Here is an 18,491-nt window from a genome sequence, read left to right as displayed (position 1 = left end):
TCGGACGTGACTCGGACCCACCTGCGCGCCGCCACGGCGGTGCTGCTCACCGCCGCCGTCGTCCTCGGATCGGCCGGCTGCAGTGGCAGCGACTCCAGCGACTCCGACGAGGCCGGCGGAGCGCCGACCCCGTCGGCCACGTCCGCGACCACGGAGCAGAGCACGGACCAGACCGGCACGACGCCCGGTCCGGCGCCCCTGGCCCTGACCTCCGGCGGGCCGTCCGGCTCGATCTGCCTGCTGCCGTCCGCGGCCCGCGACCTGGCCTGGTTCGACGTGACCTGGAAGGCCGGAGCCGACCTGGACGCGCTGCGGTTCCGGCTGACCGACCCGGTCGGTGTCCGCCAGCGGGTCGGCGACACGATCAACGTGCCGCCGGTGAACTTCGGCGGCAGCATCGCCTACGGCGGCTCGGCCTCCTGGCCCGAGCGGGCGAAGGCGCTGGACACGCGCACGACGTCGTGGGCCGAGCACGCGCCGATGTGGACCTGGTCGCCGGCCGAGGGCGAGACCGGGCTGGTGGTGCTGCACCTCGTGCTCGACGAGAAGGCGCTGCACAGCAAGCAGGGCGCGTCGTTCAGCGGGATCCGGGCGACGTACCGCACCGCCGACGGTGCGGCCGGCAGCGTCGCCGTCCCCGCGCAGGCGACGTTCCGCGCCCGGGCGAGGTGCTGACCCGCGGTCAGCTCACGACGATGCGGTCGAACGCGGTCGCGGTGTAGCGCACCCGCACGTCGATCTCGTCGCCGATCGCCGGCACCCGGGCCCCGTGGGGCAGGAACAGCATCGAGGCCTGCATGTGCGGCGGCTCGGCGAACAGCCGCTGCTTGCCGTCGATCGAGAACGGCGAGCGCACGAACCCGGCCGCGTCCAGGCCGCCGCGGGCCAGCGTCGCCGCCCGGGCCCGGAGCGAGGCCTCGCCGGTCGGCGCCTCGAGGCCGATGCCGTGCGCGGTGCCGCCGCTGACGACCAGGATGTGGCCCGCCTTCGGTGCCGTCCGGTGCCGGTAGCCGTAGGAGTCGCCGCGCTCGACCTCGTGCACGTCGAGCACGGTCGCGGTCACGTGCAGCGCGCCGCGGTCGCCGAGCCAGAGGTCGGTGCCGACCCGCGGCCGGAAGGTCAGGTCCGGGTAGGCCGAGCGCAGCTCGCCGAGCTCGGCCGCGCTGAGGTGGCTGACCCAGATGGTGTCCAGCGGCAGCTCGGCCGCGACCACGTCGTTGACCAGCCGCCGGACCTCCGACAGGTGGGCGCCGTGCGCGAGCGGCAGGTGCAGCGCCACGCCCTCGACCTTCGCGCCCGGCCGGGCCGCGACCTCGCGGGCCGCCGCCCACAGCTCGCGCGCGGACATGCCGTGGCGCAGCATGCTGGTGGCGCGCTCGAGCAGGAAGCGGGCACCCGGCTCGCGGTCCAGCAGGCCGGCGACGTCCTCCTGGCGGCTGACGGTGTGGATCACCCGCTTCGCCAGCGCGGGGTCGACCTCGAGCGCCGCGCCGAACGGCCGCCACGGGGTCAGCACGAGCAGGCTGCCGTCGTACCGGCCGGCGACCTCGGGCAGCTCGTCGTAGGTCCCGACGGCGAGGGTGTCCAGGCCCAGCCACTGCGTCTTGCGGGCCAGCCGGCCGAGGGTGAAGCCGTAGCCGTTGCCCTTCGCGACCGGGACCAGGCCCGGGGTGGCGTCGGTGTACGCGCGGAGGTGGCGTCGCCAGCGGTCGCCGTCGACGGTCAGCGTGAGGCTCATGAACGCCCCCCGGAACGGCGGCGCATGTACAGGTCGAAGGCCTTGTAGAGCGGCTTGCTGAGCGGCAGGTCCCACTCGCCGACGTACTCGACGGCCTCGCCGCCGGTGCCGACCTTGAACTGGATCAGCCCGAGGTGGGGGTCGTCGGACGCCAGGGTGTCGGTGATGCCGCGCAGGTCGTAGACGTCGGCGCCGGCGGCGATCGCGGCGCGGATCATCGCCCACTGGACGGCGTTCGACCCGCGGACCTCGCGCTTCTCGGTGGAGGAGGCGCCGTAGGAGTACCAGGCGTGCGCGCCGACGCGGATCGCGATCGTGGCGGCGACGAGCGTGCCCTCGTGGCGGGCGGTGTGGAGGACGATCCGGTCCGGGTCCTCGGCCGCGAGTGCCTCGACCATGGTGCTGAAGTACGTCAACGGCCGCGGGGTGAAGTGGTCGCGCTCGGCGGTGTGCACGTAGAGGTCGTGGAACGTCTTGAGCTCGGGCTCGATCGCGGTGCCGGCGTACGCCGCGGTCTCCACGCCCTCCTTGGCGGCCTTCTTGATGTTGCGGCGCCAGAGCTGGTTCATGCCGGCGAGCACCTCGTCCTCGATGCGGCCGGCGAGCGGGACCTGGAAGACGTACTGCGGCTGGCCGGCCGCGAAGCCGCCCTCGACCGCCTGCGGCCGCCAGCCGAGCTCGGTGAGCTGGGAGACGACGCGGGCACCGAGGCTGGACCGCTCGGTGGGCGCGAGGTCGCCGAGGCGGCGTACCGCGTCGTCGGCGATGCCGGCCTTGACCGTGGCCGCGTCCCAGCGCCGGGTGACGACGGGCGGTCCCATGCGGACGCCGAACGCGCCGCGACTCTTCAGGTGCGCAGCCATCGGGGTCAGCCAGGCGGCGAGGTCCTCGTCGTCCCAGTCCAGGTCGGGGCCCTCCGGGAGGTAGGCGAGGTAGCGCCTGAGGCGAGGGAGCTGCCGGTAGAGGACCAGGCCGGCTCCGGCGAGCTCGCCGTCGCGGAAGAAGCCGATCGACTCGTGCCGCCACTCCGACTTGACCCGGCCCCAGGCCGGGGTCTGGAGGAAGCTCACCGAACGGCGGCCCCGGACGAACTCCAGGTGGTCGGTCGCCGGGATCTCGCGGACGGTGAGCTCGGGCTGGGGCACCGTCCCACGCTACCGAACCGGTGTCGGCCGGCCGGTCCCACCCGGACCGCCCGACGCCGGTCCAGACCGGTCGGCGGAAGATTCCGGAGAACAGGTATCAGGATCCGCTCGCGGATCCTCCTCCCGAGCGTGATCCTGATCGAGAGACAGATCAAGCATCGGGGAGCGGCGCGACCAGTGAGTGGGCTCGGCTCGGCACGACCGTCGGGGGCAGGACACCCCGACAACGGCGCCGCGCGTGCGGGCGACGTCTGGACGCAGGCGACCGACGGGTTCAACCGCTGGGTCGCGGGGGACCCCGCGGGCCTGGACGACCTGGTCGCCGTGATGACCCCGGTGCTCTGGCACGTGGTCCGGTCCTACCGGCTGTCGGAGTCGGCGGCCGAGGACGTCGTCCAGGCGACCTGGCTGGCGCTGGTACGCCGCCGCGCGACGATCGTCGACGCGGTCGCGATCGGCGGCTGGCTGACCACGACGGCACGCCGGGAGGCGTGGCGGGTGGCGCAGGGCGACGGCCGCTCGCTGCCGGTCGCCGACGACGACCTGGAGCCGCGGATCCCGGCGCAGCGCTCGGCGGAGGACACCGCGGTCCAGCACGACGAGGACGACCGGATCTGGGCGGCCGTGGACGGCCTGCCCGAGCGGTGCCGCAGGCTGCTGCGGATCGTCGCGTTCGAGAACCGGCCCGACTACCGCGAGCTCGCCTCCGACCTGGGCATGCCGGTCGGCAGCATCGGCCCCACCCGGGGCCGGTGCCTGGCGAAGCTGCGGGTGGCCCTGATGCAGACCGGGGAGTTCTGATGAGCGAGCTGAGCAGGGACGCCCTCCTGGCGGTCGTCCGCGACGTGTGGGACCGGCACGACCCGGTCCCCGACCACCTGGTGGCGACCATGCAGGCCGCCGCGGCGACGGCCGCCTCCGACCTCGACTTTGAGCTGATGGAGCTGGTCGAGCGGGCGACCGAGCTGGTCGGCGCGCGCGGCTCCTCGTCGTACACGCTCCGGTTCGTGCACGGCGACACCGACCTGCTGCTGCGGGTCGCCGTCGACGGCGACCGCTCCCGCGTCGACGGGTGGGTGGTCCCGCCCGAACCGATGACAGTCCGGGCCCTGCCCGGCGAGAATCCCACCGACTGGTCCTCGGTCGTCACCGAGACCGGGCGATTCGAGCTCACCGACCTGCCGCTCGGGCTGCTGCGCCTCCGGCTCGAACCGCACGACACCGCCCGCCCGGCGTTCGCGACGCCGACGTTCGAGATCTGAGGAGGCCTCGCCCCATGGAGCAGCCCGAGCCGAAGCGTCCTGCCCGCAAGCCCCTCGACCGCGACCCCGCGCCGCCGCGCCCGTCGGCCATCGCCGCCGTCGAGGGCCGGGTCCTCGATCCGGCCACCGCGATCACGGTCAAGGGCGTCTCCCCACGCTCGACCGTGTACGTCGGCCCGCGGCTGGTGATCTCGAAGTCCGTCGACTTCGAGGGGGCGATGCGGGTGCTCCGCGCCGTCGCGGAACCACTGGGCTGGGACGTCGAGCCGGAGCCCGAGGACCCGCGGACCGTGAACCTGAGGTTCGGTGTCCGCCCGGTCCGCATCGTCGTCGCCTCGAACCGAGCCACGATCGCGCCGGACGGCTGGACGTTGCTGCAGCAGACGCGTGCACAGTTCGGGATCGAGTCGGTCGTCGGCGTCGGCCTTGACCACGTCGTGTTCGCGGACCCGCACAACGAGGGGCATCCGGTCATCGGCGGGAATCCGCACAACGATGGTCACCCGCACAACGAAGGTCACCCCCACAACGAGGGTCACCCGGCGGACTCCTTCCCACTCAGCACCTACGGAACCCCTGGCAGCGGCGGCCGCCAACCGGTCTCCTACGTCGGCCCCCGCCCGCCTCGACGGTCGGACGACGCAGTCACGGGCCGCCGGCCGGTCGTCGCAATCCTGGACACCGGCTGTGGCTCCCACCCCTGGCTCGACGACGTCGTGAAGACCGACGTCGACCTTGACGGCTACGTCATAGGGTTCGACGATCCCGCCACGGACCCCGACGTCCTCGGCGACCTGGTCGGCCCGTTGGACGGGGTGATCGACGCGATGTCCGGCCACGGAACGTTCATCTCGGGCCTCATCCACCAAGCATGTCCCGATGCCGACATCCTGGCCTGGCGGATCATGCCGTCAGAGGGCCCCATCTCCGAGACAGCCTGGATCACCGCGCTCGCGCAGGTCGCCGAACTGGTACGAAGACATCGCGCCGGGGAACCGGGAGGACACGCGGTCGACGTGCTGAGCATGTCCCTCGGCTACTACCACGAGACGCCCGAGGATCTGCTGTTCGATCCGACGCTGTTCTCGATCCTGGCGGACCTTTCGGCGAACGGGACGCTCGTCGTCTGCTCTGCCGGCAATGACGCCACCAGTCGTCCGGCGTTCCCCGCCGCGTTTGCGCCGTGGAGCGATGGCGCCGGCCCGATCGCGGACGATCCGGACCGGCTTCCTGTCGTGTCGGTCGGCGCCATGAATCCGAATGGGCGTAGTGATGCGCTGTTCAGCAACGCCGGATCCTGGGTGCGCGCCTACGAGAGCGGCGCGGCCGTGATGAGCACGATGCCTCCGTTCCAAGGCGGTTTGCAGCCGGTCGCCCGGACCAAGGTCTTCGGACGGGTGCGTGAGTCGATTGACCCCGACGACTTCCGGGGTGGATTCGCGGTGTGGAGCGGCACGTCGTTCTCAGCCCCGCTCTTAGCCGGCCGCGTCGCGGCCATGCTGTGCGACCACCTCGTGGATGAGGACACGTCGCTTGCAGTCGACCGCGGGTGGGTCGCAGTGGAGGAGCTCACCTCGATCCGGCGATGATGGGCTGGTGCTGACGTCCGAGGAGCTGCACAGACGCGGCGTCGTAGAGATGAACGCCGGGCGTCTGTCCTCAGCGTCGAGACTCCTGAACCGGGCGCTCGACCGCACCGACGACGATGTGCTGCGGGCACGTATCTCCGCCAGCCTGGCGTATGTCGCCATCGACAGCAGCGACCTCCGAACGGGACTGCAGACGATCGACGAGGTGCTTGAGCTCACCGATCTGCCCGAGGAGTCACGTGGTGTGCTGCTTTGCCAGCGAGCGGTGATCCTGCGCCGATCCGGCGAGGCGGAGCAGGCGCTACGCGACTTCGGCGCTGCGATCGCACATCTCACCGAGCTGCCCGCCGACCTCGGCAAGGCGTACCTCAACCGAGGCACGGCGTACCTCGATCGTCAGGACCTGGCTGCAGCCGCGAGTGACTTTCAGGCAGCAGCAGCTGCCTACGGCGAGGCTGGTGACGTCGTCGCCCAAGCGAAGGCGGAGCACAACCTGGGTTACGCCCTGTTCCTCGCCGGCGACCTTGTCGGGGCATTGAGGTTGATGGAGTCAGCCCACGAGGTCGTGGCACCGACCGGGCCACTACCGCGAGCGGTCGGTGAGCAGGACCGTGCCGAAGTCCTCCTCGCCGCCGGACTGCTTGACGCCGGCACGGAGATGCTCCGCGGCGCGGCCGCGAGCTACGGCCAACGTCGGATGCGGCAGCGCCAGGGTGAAGCTGAACTGACCCTCGCGGCGAACCAGTTGGTGTTCGATCCGATCGCCGCGCGTGACAACGCGATGAAGGCGCGGCGGCGTTTCCGCGCGATGGGCGCGGAGGCCTGGCTGGATCGGGCGAACGCCGAGATCCTCGCCGCCGAGGTCGAGGCCGGACGCAGCCGCGCCACGATGGTGGATGAGCTTGTCGACTTGCGGCGGGCGCTGGATGCGCGGGGTCTGAACTGGCGGGCGAGGGCGGCCGGGCTGCGAGCCGTGCAGGTCCAGGCGCGAGGTGGCGAGCTGGCCGCGGCAGAACGACTGCTTCGTGATCTGGGACCCGGTGACGCGGACCCGCTCGCCATCCGTCTGCTCCACCGTGACGTGTGCTCAGAGCTCGACGAGATCCGAGGCCAGCTCGATGGTGCGCTCCAGCATCTTCGCGCCGGACTGTCCGACTTGCACGCCTGGCAGAGCTCGTTCGGGTCGCTCGACCTGCAGACCGGGGTCGCCGGGCACGGCGTGCGCCTCGCTGCCCGCGGCCTCGCGCTCGCGGTCGAGTCCGGGAAGCCCGAGGTGCTGTTCGAGTGGTCGGAGCGGGCGCGGATGCTGGCCAGCCGGGTGCAGCCGGTGCGGGCGCCGGAGGACGAGCAGATCGTCGCGGACCTGGCCGAGCTGCGCGAGATGGCCGCCGAGGGCGGGCGGCGCGATCCCGCGCGTGAGGCCGAGCTGCGGCAGCGGGTGCGCGAGCGGGCCTGGCAGCACCGGGGCTCGGGCGAGGTCGCCGACCCGGTCACGCTCGACGAGCTGCAACCGGCCCTGGACGGCGCGGCGCTGGTGGCGTACGTCGTCGCGGCCGATCGTGTGGTCGCGCTGGTCGTCGCGGCGAGCGACGTCACGTGGGTCGACCTCGGAGGGCGCGACCCGATCGACGCGCTGCTCGGCGGCCTGCTGCCGGACCTCGACGTCGCCGCGTCAGACCTCCCGGACACGATGGCCGGTTTCGTCCGCGAGGAGCTGGCCGGCCGGCTCGCGGCGCTCGCCGGCGTCCTGGTCGAGCCGGTGCTCGACGCCGTCGGCGAGCGGGCCGTCGTCCTCACGCCGTCCGGCGCGCTCGCCGGTGTGCCGTGGACGCTGCTTCCCGGGTTCACGGGCCGCCCGGTCACCCAGGCGCAGTCCGCGACCAGCTGGCTCGCCCGCCGCACGACGCCGCTCCGGTCGGCCACCGCCGGCTTCGTCGCCGGCCCGCGCGTCCCCCGGGCCGAGGAGGAGGTCACCGCGGCGGCCAAGGAGTGGGCGGACGCGCGCGTGCTGACCGGCGACGACGCGACCGCCGCCGCGGTGTCCGAGCTCGCGTCGGAGGTCGACGTGCTGCACGTCGCCGCCCACGGCCGGCACAGCTCGGAGAACGCGATGTTCTCCGGCCTCCAGCTCGCCGACGGGCCGTGGTTCGGCTACGACATCGACCAGCTCCGGCGGGTGCCGGACGTCGTCCTGCTGTCCGCGTGCGAGGTCGGCCGCTCGACCGTCCGCTGGGGCGACGAGCTGATCGGCATGACCACGGCGTGGCTGCACGCCGGCGCGCGGTGCGTCATCGCCTCGGCCGCGGCGGTCAACGACCGCGCGGCGTACGACGTCCTCGTCGCCGTGCACCAGCAGCTGGCGGCCGGGGTGGACCCCGCCACCGCGCTCGCCGCGGCGGTGCCGGCCGTCTCGGCCGACACCGCCCCGGTGCCCCTCGTGTGCTTCGGCTGATCTGCAGGTATCAGGCACGCCGCGACGCCGCTCCTCTGAGCTGACGGGGGAGATCAGCGAGGAGTGAGTATGAGCATCCGCACGCAGCACCGCATCCTGCGAGACCCGAAGCCGGGACAGCTCGTCCGACTGCCGGCCGGGAGCCGGCTCGAGGTCCGCTTCCGCCGTCGTGGTCTCGGGCTGAGCCGCTGGCAGGTCGAGGACCGCCCGGCGCACCTCGTCCCACTCGTCGAGGGCGACCACGGCTTCAGCTTCCTGGTCTTCCAGGGCCAGGACGACCGGCCGCAGCCGCTGCGCCTGGTCCGCAGCCGCATCGACCGCCCCGGCTCCGGGGAGGTCAGGGACCTGCTGGTCGCCGTCGGCTGAGCTGCCGCCCTACAGCGAGAAGTGCTCGGGAGCGAGGCTGCGCAGCACGCAGAACTCGTTGCCCTCCGGGTCGAGCATCACGACCCAGCTCTTGTCCGGCGGCGCGAGATCGGTACGGCGGGCGCCGAGCCCCTCGAGCCGCGCCACCTCGGCGTCGCGGTCGGTGTCCACGGGCGAGACGTCGAAGTGGACGCGGTTCTTCACGGTCTTCCGCTCCGGCACCCGCGCGAAGAAGATCGTCGGCGCGACGGGACCGGAGCGCACCTCGGCCAGCAGCTGCTCGTCGTCGCGACCGGGCGGACCGATCTCGACCAGGTCGGGGTCCTCGTGGAGCACGACGTAGTCGAGGACCGCCGCCCAGAACCGGGCGAGCGTCCCCGGGTCGGCGCAGTCGACGCTGATCTCGGTGATCCGGAGGGTCATCCGATCCGCTCCTGGAGCCACGCGGCGTCGGCGGTGTGCTCGGCGGGCCCGCCCGGCGTCTCCAGGACCACCGGGGCGCCGGCGTCGCGCACGACCGCCGCGAGCAGGTCGGGGTCGACCTTGCCGGCGCCGAGGTTCGTGTGCCGGTCCGCGCCGGAGTCGAACTCGTCGCGGCTGTCGTTGCAGTGCACCAGGTCGATGCGGCCGGTGATCTTGCGGACGTCGTCGACCACGGTCTCCAGGGCGTTGCCGCCGGCGTGCGCGTGGCAGGTGTCGAGGCAGAACCCGACCAGGTCGAACTGCTCGGTCGACGCGATCGCGTCCCACACCCGGGCGATCCGGTCGAGGTAGCGGGTCATCGCGTTCTCGCCGCCGGCGGTGTTCTCGATCAGCAGCGGCAGCTTCAGGTCGACCGCCTCGACCGCCTTGCGCCAGTTGTCGAAGCCCACTGAAGGATCGTCGTCCTTGTTCACGTGGCCGCCGTGCACGATCAGGCCCTTCGCCCCGATCGACGCCGCGGCGTCGACGTGCTGCTGCAGCAGCTTGCGGCTCGGGATCCGGATCCGGTTGTTCGTGGTCGCGACGTTCACGATGTACGGCGCGTGCACGTACAGCCCGATCTCCGCGGACTCGGCGTCGGCCTTGAGGCCCTCGGCTCCGCCGGCGTACCGGAACTCCGGTCCCTTGTAGCCCTGCGGGTCGCCGAGGAAGAACTGCACGTGGGACATCCCGCGCGCCTGCGCCTCGGCGATCGGGTCGGCCTGGTCGACGTGTGCTCCGATCGCGATGCTCATGCGGTCAGCCTAGGCGGCACCGCCGACCCGGCCGCGGACCAGCCGGGGCCTCCGACGGCTCGCTCCGACGATTGGAACCGCGGTCCGGCGCGCTGTTAGTCTGGGGCGTTCTCTGCTTCCGGCACCCACCGACGGGTGCTCGCGGGGGACTCCGTGCGGCTCGCCGTACGGACAACGCATCGCCCTCCTGCCACGGAGAGTCCGTGGCCGCCTGAGTCCAGAGGAGGTGGGGACCGCTGTGCGTGCCTACGAAGTGATGGTCATCCTCGACCCCAGCGTCGAAGAGCGGACCGTCGAGAACTCTCTCGACAAGTACCTCAACGTCATCCGTGCCGACGGTGGCACCGTCGAGTCCGTCGACGTGTGGGGCCGGCGTCGCCTGGCCTACGAGGTCAAGAAGAACGCCGAGGGCATCTACGCCGTCATCACGCTGAACGCCGAGCCGGCCACGGTCAAGGAGTTCGACCGCCAGCTCACCCTCAACGAGTCGATCCTGCGCACCAAGGTCATCCGGCCCGACGCGCACTGACCCACGGGACCCGTCCTGTGGATCGGCCCTTCCGTGTGTCGGTGCGAGACGCAACGATGTGCGGACGTGGTCGGACGACTCTGATCAGAACCAAGCCTTAGGGAGCTCTTCATGGCAGGCGAGACCGTCATCACGGTGGTCGGCAACCTCGTCGACGACCCGGAGCTGCGCTTCACCCCGTCGGGTGCGGCCGTGGCGAACTTCCGGATCGCGTCGACGCCGCGCACCTTCGACCGCCAGACCAACGAGTGGAAGGACGGCGACGCGCTGTTCCTCTCCTGCTCGGTGTGGCGGCAGGCTGCGGAGAACGTCGCCGAGTCCCTGCAGCGCGGTATGCGCGTGATCGTGCAGGGCCGCCTGAAGCAGCGCTCCTACGAGACCCGCGAGGGCGAGAAGCGCACCGTCATCGAGCTCGAGGTCGAGGAAGTCGGCCCCGCGCTCAAGTACGCCACCGCCAAGGTCACCCGCACCACCCGTCAGGGCGGTGGGGGCGGCTACTCCGGCGGCGGCGCACAGGGTGGCGGCGGCGACGACCCGTGGGCGACCCCGGCTCCGCAGGGCGGCGGCCAGGGTGGCGGCCAGGGCTCGTACGGCGGTGGCGGCCAGTCCGCCCCGGCGAACGACCCCTGGGGCGCGCCCGGCGCCGGCTCCGACGAGCCGCCGTTTTAGCGCCCTGACGCCGCGCTCGCGCGGCGTCAGACCCAGGCGTAGAGGTCGAGTAGCGCCGGGACTGAGCGAAGCGAAGTCCCGACGCGCGTATCGAGACCCGAGCCGAGGTTCTGCTCCAACACCAAGTAATCCGAACACCCTCAACCATTCCGGCACTCAACCCACTCCGGTGGGGCCGGGCTTCTAGAGAGGAAGCACCACAATGGCCAAGGCAGTGATTCGCAAGCCGAAGAAGAAGGTTTGCCAGTTCTGCAAGGAGAAGGCGACCGGTGTCGACTACAAGGACACCGCGCTGCTCCGCAAGTTCATCTCCGACCGCGGCAAGATCCGCGCGCGTCGGGTGACCGGCAACTGCGTCCAGCACCAGCGCGACGTGGCGACCGCCGTCAAGAACGCCCGCGAGGTGGCCCTGCTGCCCTACACGTCCACCGGTCGCTGAGAGGAGGCACGGAGATGAAGCTCATCCTGACCCAGGAGGTCACCGGCCTCGGTGCTCCCGGCGACGTCGTCGAGGTGAAGGACGGCTACGGCCGCAACTACCTCGTCCCGCGCGGTCTCGCGCTGCGGTGGACCCGCGGCGCGGAGAAGACCGTCGAGTCGATCAAGTCCGCCCGCGCCTCGCGCGCGGTCCGCGACCACGACCACGCGGAGCAGATCAAGACCAAGCTCGAGGCCCAGCCGGTCAGCGTGAAGGTGCGCGCCGGTGCGGGCGGTCGCCTGTTCGGCGCCGTCACGCCCTCCGAGATCGCCGGCGCTCTCGCCGAGGCCTCGGGCGAGCAGGTCGACAAGCGCACGATCGTGGTCGACAACCCGATCAAGTCGCTCGGCGCCCACGAGGTGTCGGTCAAGCTGCACGACGACGTGTCGGCCACGGTGGCCCTCAACGTCATCCCGGCCTGACCGGCCTCGCCGGCCCACCCGTTAGCGCAGCGGCATCGTTGCGGAGGCCCGTCGGAGTGATCCGGCGGGCCTTCGCGCATGTCCGGGCCCGGTTCGGTGGGACCCTGCGGCGACCGGCGGCTGCGCAATTGAACGACCAGACTGGGTTACCCGCCGGTAGGGCAAGGCTGAGCGTTCAATTGCGCGCCGGCCCGGCCGACCACGCCACCACCCCCGCGCCGCATACCGGCCCGGGGCCGGCCACGACCCGCCAGGCTCAGCGCGCGGAGATCGCGTCCACCCGCACCGGCTTGCCGTGCGAGGCGACGCGCACCTGGAGGGTGCCGGCGAGCAGGCCGCTGAGCGCCCCGCGGACCGCATAGACCTTCAGCTTCTGCGGGTCGCTGCTGCTCAGGTTGACCCGGTACCACTGGCCGCGGCCCACGCGGATCTCCACGCGACCGAGCTGCGGTCCGGCGGGGGCCAGCAGCCGGATCTCCCGGACGTTGCGGACCGGGAAGCTGAGCATCGCGCCGTACCGCGCCGACTCCAGGTAGTCGCCGCCGAAGGCGCCGGGGTCGCGGAACCGCCGCCAGTCCCCGCGCGAGGCACGCGGCGCGTTGCCGAGGGCCAGGTTGCGGGGCACGAAGAACTCCTCCACGAACGGCGACGGGTCGACGTTCCCGGCCGGGTCGACCGCCGCGGCCTCGAACCGCTTCCAGCCCGCGCCCAGAGGGCGCAGCGTGGTGAGCCCGTCGTTGCAGGCGACGTCCTTGCGGTTGAGCGTGCAGCGGTACGTGGTGCCCTGGCTGCTCTGCAGCCGGACCTGCGCGCTGTTCGCGACCAGCATCGGGCCGTCGAAGCCGGAGTCGTCGGCGTACGTCGTGCGCAGGAACCCGAAGGTGTTCGGGGCGGTCGCGTCGGCGGTGAAGGACAGCTCCGCCGGCCTCTGGTCGTAGTCGGGGGCGTCGGCGCTGGCCGGGTACCAGGCGTCGGTCGTCAGGTCGTGGGCGTTGTCCGGGGTGTCGACGGCGCGCACGCGGAAGGTGTACGGCGTCGCGGTGTTCTCGTCGAGCCCGTCCCGGCTGAACGGTGACGTGCACGACTGCCAGGTGGTCGGCGTGCTGACCGAGTTGAAGAACTGGCACTCGTAGCTGATCGGGTCGGAGTCCGCGTCGGGGTGCCGGCCGCTGAACGTGATCGAGACGCTGGTGGCGCGGAGCCAGCCGCCCACGACCGGCGAGGAGTCGATCGATGTCTCGGGCGGGACGGTGTCGTCGCAGCCCGGGCCGGTCGGCAGGTCCAGTGGCGGGCCGGTGGTCGGCTGTGCCTCGCTGTAGCAGGGGTCCGCCGCGTCGGCCGGGGCCGCGGTGACGGACAGTGCCGCGGCCACGGCCACCAGGGCAGCGGCGCCGGCGGCGGCACGACGGTAGGCGTGCATGGACCCTCCCTCTCCTCGGGCGTTGCTCCCGGTCGCCCAACGGGCCGTGTGCCCGCGGGGTACGTCGGCCAACCCGGTCAGCCCGGGGTGGTCTGGTCCACCTGCGGGCCGGCCCACGGCCGCGCGGCGTACCGGAACAGCAGCACGATCACCAGCACGAGGACGGCCGCGCTGCCGACGACCATCACCGCGAGCAGCCCGGACGCACCCGCACCGAGGACGACGACGGGCAGCAGGGCCGCGACGACGGTCAGCGTGGACGCGGTCGTCAGCCAGCGGGCGGCCGACCCGTCGGCCAGCTCCGCGAGCGCCCGGCACAGCAGCGCGACGAACGCGAGCTGGGGCAGGTTGGCCGCCCACAGCAGCGACTCGTCGGTGTTCTCGAGGCCGTCGGCCAGGGCGGGGAACCAGAGCACGATGCTCATGAGGAGGGCGACGAAGCCCAGCGTCCGCAGGGTCGGCCGGTGCGGCAGCGGGTCCGGCAGCGCCCCGAGACCCTGCAGGACGAGCAGCCAGCCGACCGGGTCGGGCAGCAGGTCGTACCCGTGGCTCCGCGCAGAGATCGCGATGATGACGAACCCCATCGCGATCGACTGGAGCGGCTTCACGGCGTCACCCTACGGGCGCGCCCGCGCCCGCCGGCGGCGCCGGTGACCAGCCAGGCATCGCCCCGCTCGCGGCGGACGAGCACGACGAGCCGGGCGCCCATGAACACGACGCAGAACGACACCCACACGACCACCAGGCTGGCCCCGGCCGCGGCGCACGCGAGGGCGACCGGGGCGTAGGCGGCCAGCGTGACCAGGCCCGCCTTGGCGAGGTAGCGACCGTCGCCGGCGCCGATGAGCACGCCGTCCAGCACGAACACGATCCCCGCAACGGGCTGGCCGGCGGCGGCCACCAGGAGCACCGGGACCAGCAGGTCCTGCACGTCCGGGTCGCCGGTGAAGAGGTGGCCGAGGACCGGGCTGGCGGCGGCGAGCAGCACCCCGGTGACCACGCCGCCGGCGGCCCCCCAGCGCACCATCCGGCTGGTCAGCTCGCGGGTGCCGGCGACGTCGCCGGCACCGAGCGCCCGGCCGGTGATCGCCTGGGCGGCGATGGCGATCGCGTCGAGGACGAACGCGAGGAACCCCCAGATCGTCATCGCGAGCTGGTGGGTGGCCAGGTCGACCTCCTGGTCCCTCGCGCCGAGCGCGGCCGCGGTCACGACGTACGTCGTCAGCAGCAGCGCGGCCCGGAGCGTGAGCGTGCGGACGACGAGGGGCACGCCGGCGCGGCCGGCGGCGCGGATGCCCGGCAGGTCGGGTCGCAGCGAGGCGCCGTGCCGCCGGGCGGCCCGGACCACGACGGCCACGAAGACCGCGGCGCTGGCCGCCTGGGCGAGCACCGAGCCGAGCGCGGAGCCGGCGATCCCGAGCCCGGCGGGGTAGACGAGCAGCAGGTTGAGGACGACGTTGAGCGCGTTGCCGCCGACCGCGACGGCCAGCGGGGTGCGGGTGTCCTGGAGCCCGCGCAGCACTCCGGTGGCGGCCAGCATGACGAGCAGCGGCACGGTGCCGAGGAAGGCGATGCGCAGGTACGTCGTCGCGGGCCCGCTGACCTCGGCGGAGGCGCCGAAGAGCCGGACCAGGGGCCCGGCGAGCAGGACGCCCGCGACGGTGGCGAGGGACCCGATGCCGACGGCGAGCCACAGGCCGTCGACGCCGTGCGCGATCGCGCCGCGGAGGTCGCCGGCGCCGAGGTAGCGGGCGACGCTGGCGGTGGTGCCGTAGGCGAGGAAGATGCACAGTCCCACGACGGTCTGCAGGATCGCCCCGGCGATGCCGAGGCCGGCCAGCGGCGCGGTGCCGAGGTGCCCGATGATCGCCGCGTCGGCCAGGAGGAACAGCGGCTCGGCGACCAGCGCGAGGAACGCCGGGACGGCGAGCCGGACGATCTCGCGGTCGCGGACGTCGGTCACGGACGCACCCTAGTCATGGTAAGCAGTAGACACGGTATCTGCTCCCTACAGAACTAGTTATCAACACCTGTGGACAATGCTGGGAAAACCTGACACCCCACGGTATGTCGACAAACCGCCAGGTGGCCTCCAGGTGACCATCGGGTGAACGAGACTTCCTGCCCGGGTATTTCCGGTCCACAGCTGTGGGGAAGCGTTTCTGCAGGTCAGAGCGGTGAATCACCCGATCGGGCGGGTCCTGTCCACAGGCCGCTCCCCAAGCTGTGCACAGCACGCGGCGTGTCGTCCACGGCCGACCCGCAGGTTATCCCCAACTGTCCCCAGGGGGTGTGGATAGGGCACTGTCGCTGACCCGTCCGGCCACGTAGCGTCCCCCCGGTTGACTGGGGTGTCGGCGGTCATCTCTAGCCTCGGCGATGTCGAGGGGTCGAGTCCGGGACGATCAGGGGAGGGTGTGGCGTGAGCGTCACCGACCAGGACGCGCGAGGCATGGCGGAGCCCCCGTTCGACGACTGGGGCGACGGGCCGGCGGCGTACGCCCCCGGCGAGCGACCCACCTCCCCGAACGACCGCACCCCGCCGCAGGACATGGCGGCGGAGCAGTCGGTGCTCGGGGCGATGCTGATCTCCAAGGACGCGATCGCCGACGTCACCGAGACGATCCGCGGCGTCGACTTCTACCGGCCCGCGCACGAGACGATCTACGACGCGGTCCTCGACCTGTACGGCCGGGGCGAGCCGGTCGACATGGTGACCGTCGCCGCCGAGCTCCAGCGCCGCGGCGAGCTGCAGCGGGTCGGCGGCGCGCCGTACCTCCACACCCTGTCGGCGAACGTCCCGATCGCCGCGAACGCCGGCTACTACGCCGAGATCGTCCGCGAGAAGGCGATCCTGCGGCGCCTGGTCGACGCGGGCACCAAGATCGTGCAGATCGGGTACGCCGGCGAGGGCCAGGTCGACGACATCGTCGACGAGGCGCAGGCCGAGGTCTACAAGATCACCGACAAGCGCTCGTCGGAGGACTACGCCCCGCTGAGCGACATCATGGACGGCGTCCTCGACGAGATCGAGGCGATCTCGAACCGCGAGGCCGGCCTCTACGGCGTCCCCACCGGCTTCGCCGACCTCGACGACCTGACCAACGGTCTCCACGCCGGTCAGATGATCATCGTCGCGGCGCGTCCCGCGATGGGTAAGTCGACGGTCGCACTCGACTTCTGTCGTGCGGCGTCGATCCACAACAACCTGACCTCGGCGTTCTTCAGCCTCGAGATGACGCGCTCCGAGATCACCATGCGCCTGCTCTCGGCCGAGGCGAAGGTGCCGCTGAACCACATCCGCAACGGCAACATGAACGACGACGACTGGGCCAAGCTGGCCCGCAAGATGGGCGAGGTGTCGTCGGCGCCGATGTTCATCGACGACTCGCCGAACATGACGATGATGGAGATCCGCGCCAAGGCGCGGCGGCTGAAGCAGAAGCACGACCTGCGGCTGATGGTGATCGACTACCTGCAGCTGATGACGTCGGGCAAGAAGGTCGAGTCCCGCCAGCTCGAGGTCTCGGAGTTCTCCCGGCAGATCAAGCTGCTGGCCAAGGAGCTCGGCATCCCGATCATCGCCCTCTCCCAGCTCAACCGTGGCCCCGAGCAGCGCGGCGACAAGCGCCCGATGATGAGCGACCTGCGCGAGTCGGGGTGCCTCACCGCGGACACGCGCCTGATGCGCGCCGACGACAACACCGAGATCACCCTCGGCGAGCTGATGGCGTCCGACGTCCGCGACATCCCGGTCTGGTCGCTCGACGACCGGCTCAAGCTCGTGCCCCGGACCCTGACCCACGCGTTCCCGTCGGGCCGCAAGCCCGTCTACGAGCTGACGCTGGCCTCGGGCCGGCGGATCACCGCCACCGGCAACCACAAGTTCCTCACCTACGAGGGCTGGATGCCGCTCTCGGAGCTGACGCCCGGCGCCCGGATCGGCTCGGTGCGCCACGTGCCACCGCCGCTGAACATCGTCGAGCGCGACGCGGACGAGGTCGTGCTGCTCGCCCACCTGCTCGGCGACGGCTCGTTCGTGCGCCGCCAGCCGATCCGCTACGCGAGCATCGACGAGGCCAACCTGGCCGCGGTCGCCGAGGCGGCGGGTCGGCGGTTCGGCATCAACGCCGTCCGCGACGACTACCCGGCCGCCCGGGTGACGACGCTGCGGCTGCCTGCGCCGTATCGACTCACCCACGGCAAGCGGAACCCGATCGCGGCCTGGCTCGACGAGGACGGGCTCTTCGGCCTGCGCAGCCACGAGAAGTTCGTGCCCTCCTGGGTGTTCAGCCTGCCTAAGACGCAGGTGGGCCTCTTCCTCCGGCACCTGTGGGCGACCGACGGGTGCGTCGCCTACGACGAGAAGCGGCGTCTCGGTCGCGTCTACTACGCCTCGACGAGTCGTCGACTGGTGGACGATGTGGCGCGGCTGTTGCTCCGCTTCAACGTGTTCACCCGGATCAAGCGTGCGCGCAAGGCCGGCTACCGGGACGGGTGGCACCTGCACGTGTACGGCGTCGAGAACCAGCTCCGCTTCCTCGACGACATCGGGGTGCACGGCCTGCGCGGCGACAAGGCCCGGTCTCTCGCCGAGGCGATCCGCGACGTCCGCGGCAACACCAACCTCGACACGATCCCTACGCGGGTCTGGGACGACGTCCGCGGCATCCTCGCCGACCGGGGCATGACGCACCGGGCGTTCGCCGCGGCGATGGGCACCAGCTTCAGCGGCTCCACGATGTGGAAGCACGCCCCGTCGCGTCAGCGTCTCGCCCAAGTGGCCGAGGTGCTGGGAGACGCCGACCTCGAGGTGCTCGCCACCAACGACGTCTTCTGGGACTCGGTCTCTTCGATCGAGCCGGTCGGCGAGCAGGACGTCTACGACGCCACCGTCATGGGCACCCACAACTTCGTCGTGGAGGGCATCGCCGCTCACAACTCGATCGAGCAGGACGCCGACATGGTGATCCTGCTGCACCGCGACGACGTCTACGAGAAGGAGTCGACCCGCCCCGGCGAGGCCGACCTGATCGTGGCCAAGCACCGCAACGGCCCCACTCGCGACATCACCGTCGCCTTCCAGGGCCACTACTCGCGGTTCGTCGACATGGCGCACTGAACCTGCTGGCGATGCCGACGGCGCGCGATCTGCAATGGACCGCTCAATTTGGAACGGGTGCAATTTCGCGGGCTATTGCTAC

19 protein-coding genes are annotated in these 18,491 nt (G+C 71.9%); 11 read left to right on the top strand and 8 right to left on the bottom strand.

What is annotated here, in order from left to right; all coding sequences use genetic code 11:
- The first annotated feature begins 6 nt into the window (after positions 1-6).
- Entirely contained in the window at positions 7-675 is a 669-nt protein-coding gene (locus ABD086_RS00440) for a hypothetical protein (protein ID WP_343904655.1), read from the top strand.
- Between the two features lie 7 nt (positions 676-682).
- Here the strand turns inward: ABD086_RS00440 and ABD086_RS00435 are convergent, their stop codons facing one another.
- Both ABD086_RS00435 and ABD086_RS00430 read right to left on the bottom strand, forming a co-directional pair.
- Positions 683-1,738, bottom strand: coding sequence for an alanine racemase (locus ABD086_RS00435; protein ID WP_343904653.1), 1,056 nt, complete (start codon positions 1,736-1,738; stop codon positions 683-685).
- Positions 1,735-2,883 (bottom strand): lipid II:glycine glycyltransferase FemX, encoded by a 1,149-nt coding sequence (locus ABD086_RS00430; RefSeq protein ID WP_343904651.1) that lies wholly within the window; start codon positions 2,881-2,883, stop codon positions 1,735-1,737. The genes ABD086_RS00435 and ABD086_RS00430 overlap by 4 nt, the downstream gene beginning before the upstream one ends.
- A gap of 177 nt (positions 2,884-3,060) precedes the next feature.
- Between ABD086_RS00430 and ABD086_RS00425 the strand changes: the two genes are divergently transcribed.
- Genes ABD086_RS00425 through ABD086_RS00415 form a run of 3 tightly spaced genes read left to right on the top strand, consistent with a single transcriptional unit; the run spans position 3,061 to position 5,734 of the window.
- Positions 3,061-3,684 (top strand): RNA polymerase sigma factor, encoded by a 624-nt coding sequence (locus tag ABD086_RS00425; RefSeq protein ID WP_343904649.1) that lies wholly within the window; start codon positions 3,061-3,063, stop codon positions 3,682-3,684.
- Entirely contained in the window at positions 3,684-4,145 is a 462-nt protein-coding gene (locus ABD086_RS00420; protein ID WP_343904648.1) for a hypothetical protein, read from the top strand. Before ABD086_RS00425 ends, ABD086_RS00420 begins: the two co-directional genes overlap by 1 nt.
- Positions 4,146-4,159: 14 nt before the next feature.
- A complete protein-coding gene (locus ABD086_RS00415; protein ID WP_343904646.1) occupies positions 4,160-5,734 on the top strand; it encodes a S8 family peptidase in 1,575 nt (524 codons plus the stop codon).
- Positions 5,735-6,317: 583 nt separating this feature from the next.
- Here ABD086_RS00415 and ABD086_RS00410 read toward each other — a convergent pair.
- Positions 6,318-6,809, bottom strand: a complete 492-nt coding sequence (locus ABD086_RS00410) for a hypothetical protein (RefSeq protein WP_343904644.1) — start codon at positions 6,807-6,809, stop codon at positions 6,318-6,320.
- Positions 6,810-6,890: 81 nt separating this feature from the next.
- On the opposite strand from ABD086_RS00410, the gene ABD086_RS00405 reads away from it, so the two are divergent.
- Together ABD086_RS00405 and ABD086_RS00400 are read left to right on the top strand one after the other, a co-directional pair.
- Complete coding sequence (locus ABD086_RS00405) at positions 6,891-8,186, top strand: CHAT domain-containing protein (RefSeq protein ID WP_343904642.1); 1,296 nt, start codon at positions 6,891-6,893, stop codon at positions 8,184-8,186.
- A 69-nt stretch (positions 8,187-8,255) separates the two neighbouring features.
- A complete protein-coding gene (locus ABD086_RS00400) occupies positions 8,256-8,552 on the top strand; it encodes a hypothetical protein (RefSeq protein ID WP_343904640.1) in 297 nt (98 codons plus the stop codon).
- A 9-nt stretch (positions 8,553-8,561) separates the two neighbouring features.
- Here the strand turns inward: ABD086_RS00400 and ABD086_RS00395 are convergent, their stop codons facing one another.
- Positions 8,562-8,975 (bottom strand): VOC family protein, encoded by a 414-nt coding sequence (locus ABD086_RS00395; protein WP_343904638.1) that lies wholly within the window; start codon positions 8,973-8,975, stop codon positions 8,562-8,564.
- Positions 8,972-9,769 (bottom strand): deoxyribonuclease IV, encoded by a 798-nt coding sequence (locus tag ABD086_RS00390; protein WP_343904637.1) that lies wholly within the window; start codon positions 9,767-9,769, stop codon positions 8,972-8,974. Before ABD086_RS00390 ends, ABD086_RS00395 begins: the two co-directional genes overlap by 4 nt.
- A gap of 238 nt (positions 9,770-10,007) precedes the next feature.
- Here ABD086_RS00390 and rpsF point away from each other — a divergent pair, with 238 nt between their 5' ends.
- From rpsF to rplI, 4 genes are all read left to right on the top strand, one after another.
- Positions 10,008-10,298 (top strand): 30S ribosomal protein S6, encoded by a 291-nt coding sequence (gene rpsF / locus ABD086_RS00385; RefSeq protein ID WP_343904635.1) that lies wholly within the window; start codon positions 10,008-10,010, stop codon positions 10,296-10,298.
- A 111-nt stretch (positions 10,299-10,409) separates the two neighbouring features.
- Entirely contained in the window at positions 10,410-10,967 is a 558-nt protein-coding gene (locus tag ABD086_RS00380; RefSeq protein WP_343904633.1) for a single-stranded DNA-binding protein, read from the top strand.
- A gap of 202 nt (positions 10,968-11,169) precedes the next feature.
- Entirely contained in the window at positions 11,170-11,406 is a 237-nt protein-coding gene (gene rpsR / locus ABD086_RS00375) for a 30S ribosomal protein S18 (protein WP_028637855.1), read from the top strand.
- Positions 11,407-11,420: 14 nt separating this feature from the next.
- Positions 11,421-11,867, top strand: coding sequence for a 50S ribosomal protein L9 (gene rplI, locus ABD086_RS00370; protein WP_343904630.1), 447 nt, complete (start codon positions 11,421-11,423; stop codon positions 11,865-11,867).
- 256 nt (positions 11,868-12,123) lie between these two features.
- On the opposite strand, the gene ABD086_RS00365 is transcribed toward rplI, so the two are convergent.
- The 3 genes from ABD086_RS00365 to ABD086_RS00355 all read right to left on the bottom strand — a co-directional run bounded on the left by ABD086_RS00365 (position 12,124) and on the right by ABD086_RS00355 (position 15,250).
- A complete protein-coding gene (locus ABD086_RS00365; RefSeq protein ID WP_343904629.1) occupies positions 12,124-13,287 on the bottom strand; it encodes a hypothetical protein in 1,164 nt (387 codons plus the stop codon).
- 77 nt (positions 13,288-13,364) lie between these two features.
- Complete coding sequence (locus ABD086_RS00360) at positions 13,365-13,895, bottom strand: hypothetical protein (protein ID WP_343904627.1); 531 nt, start codon at positions 13,893-13,895, stop codon at positions 13,365-13,367.
- Complete coding sequence (locus tag ABD086_RS00355; RefSeq protein ID WP_343904626.1) at positions 13,892-15,250, bottom strand: MATE family efflux transporter; 1,359 nt, start codon at positions 15,248-15,250, stop codon at positions 13,892-13,894. Before ABD086_RS00355 ends, ABD086_RS00360 begins: the two co-directional genes overlap by 4 nt.
- 489 nt (positions 15,251-15,739) lie before the next feature.
- On the opposite strand from ABD086_RS00355, the gene ABD086_RS00350 reads away from it, so the two are divergent.
- The gene (locus ABD086_RS00350; protein ID WP_343905301.1) at positions 15,740-18,409 is read left to right on the top strand and encodes a replicative DNA helicase; all 2,670 of its coding nucleotides are present in this window, start codon (positions 15,740-15,742) and stop codon (positions 18,407-18,409) included.
- The last annotated feature ends 82 nt before the right edge of the window (positions 18,410-18,491 follow it).

The sequence above is a fragment of the Nocardioides aquiterrae genome (assembly GCF_039526625.1).
In the GTDB taxonomy this organism is placed as follows: domain Bacteria; phylum Actinomycetota; class Actinomycetes; order Propionibacteriales; family Nocardioidaceae; genus Nocardioides; species Nocardioides aquiterrae.
This window is presented reverse-complemented; position numbering and strand designations above follow the sequence as displayed.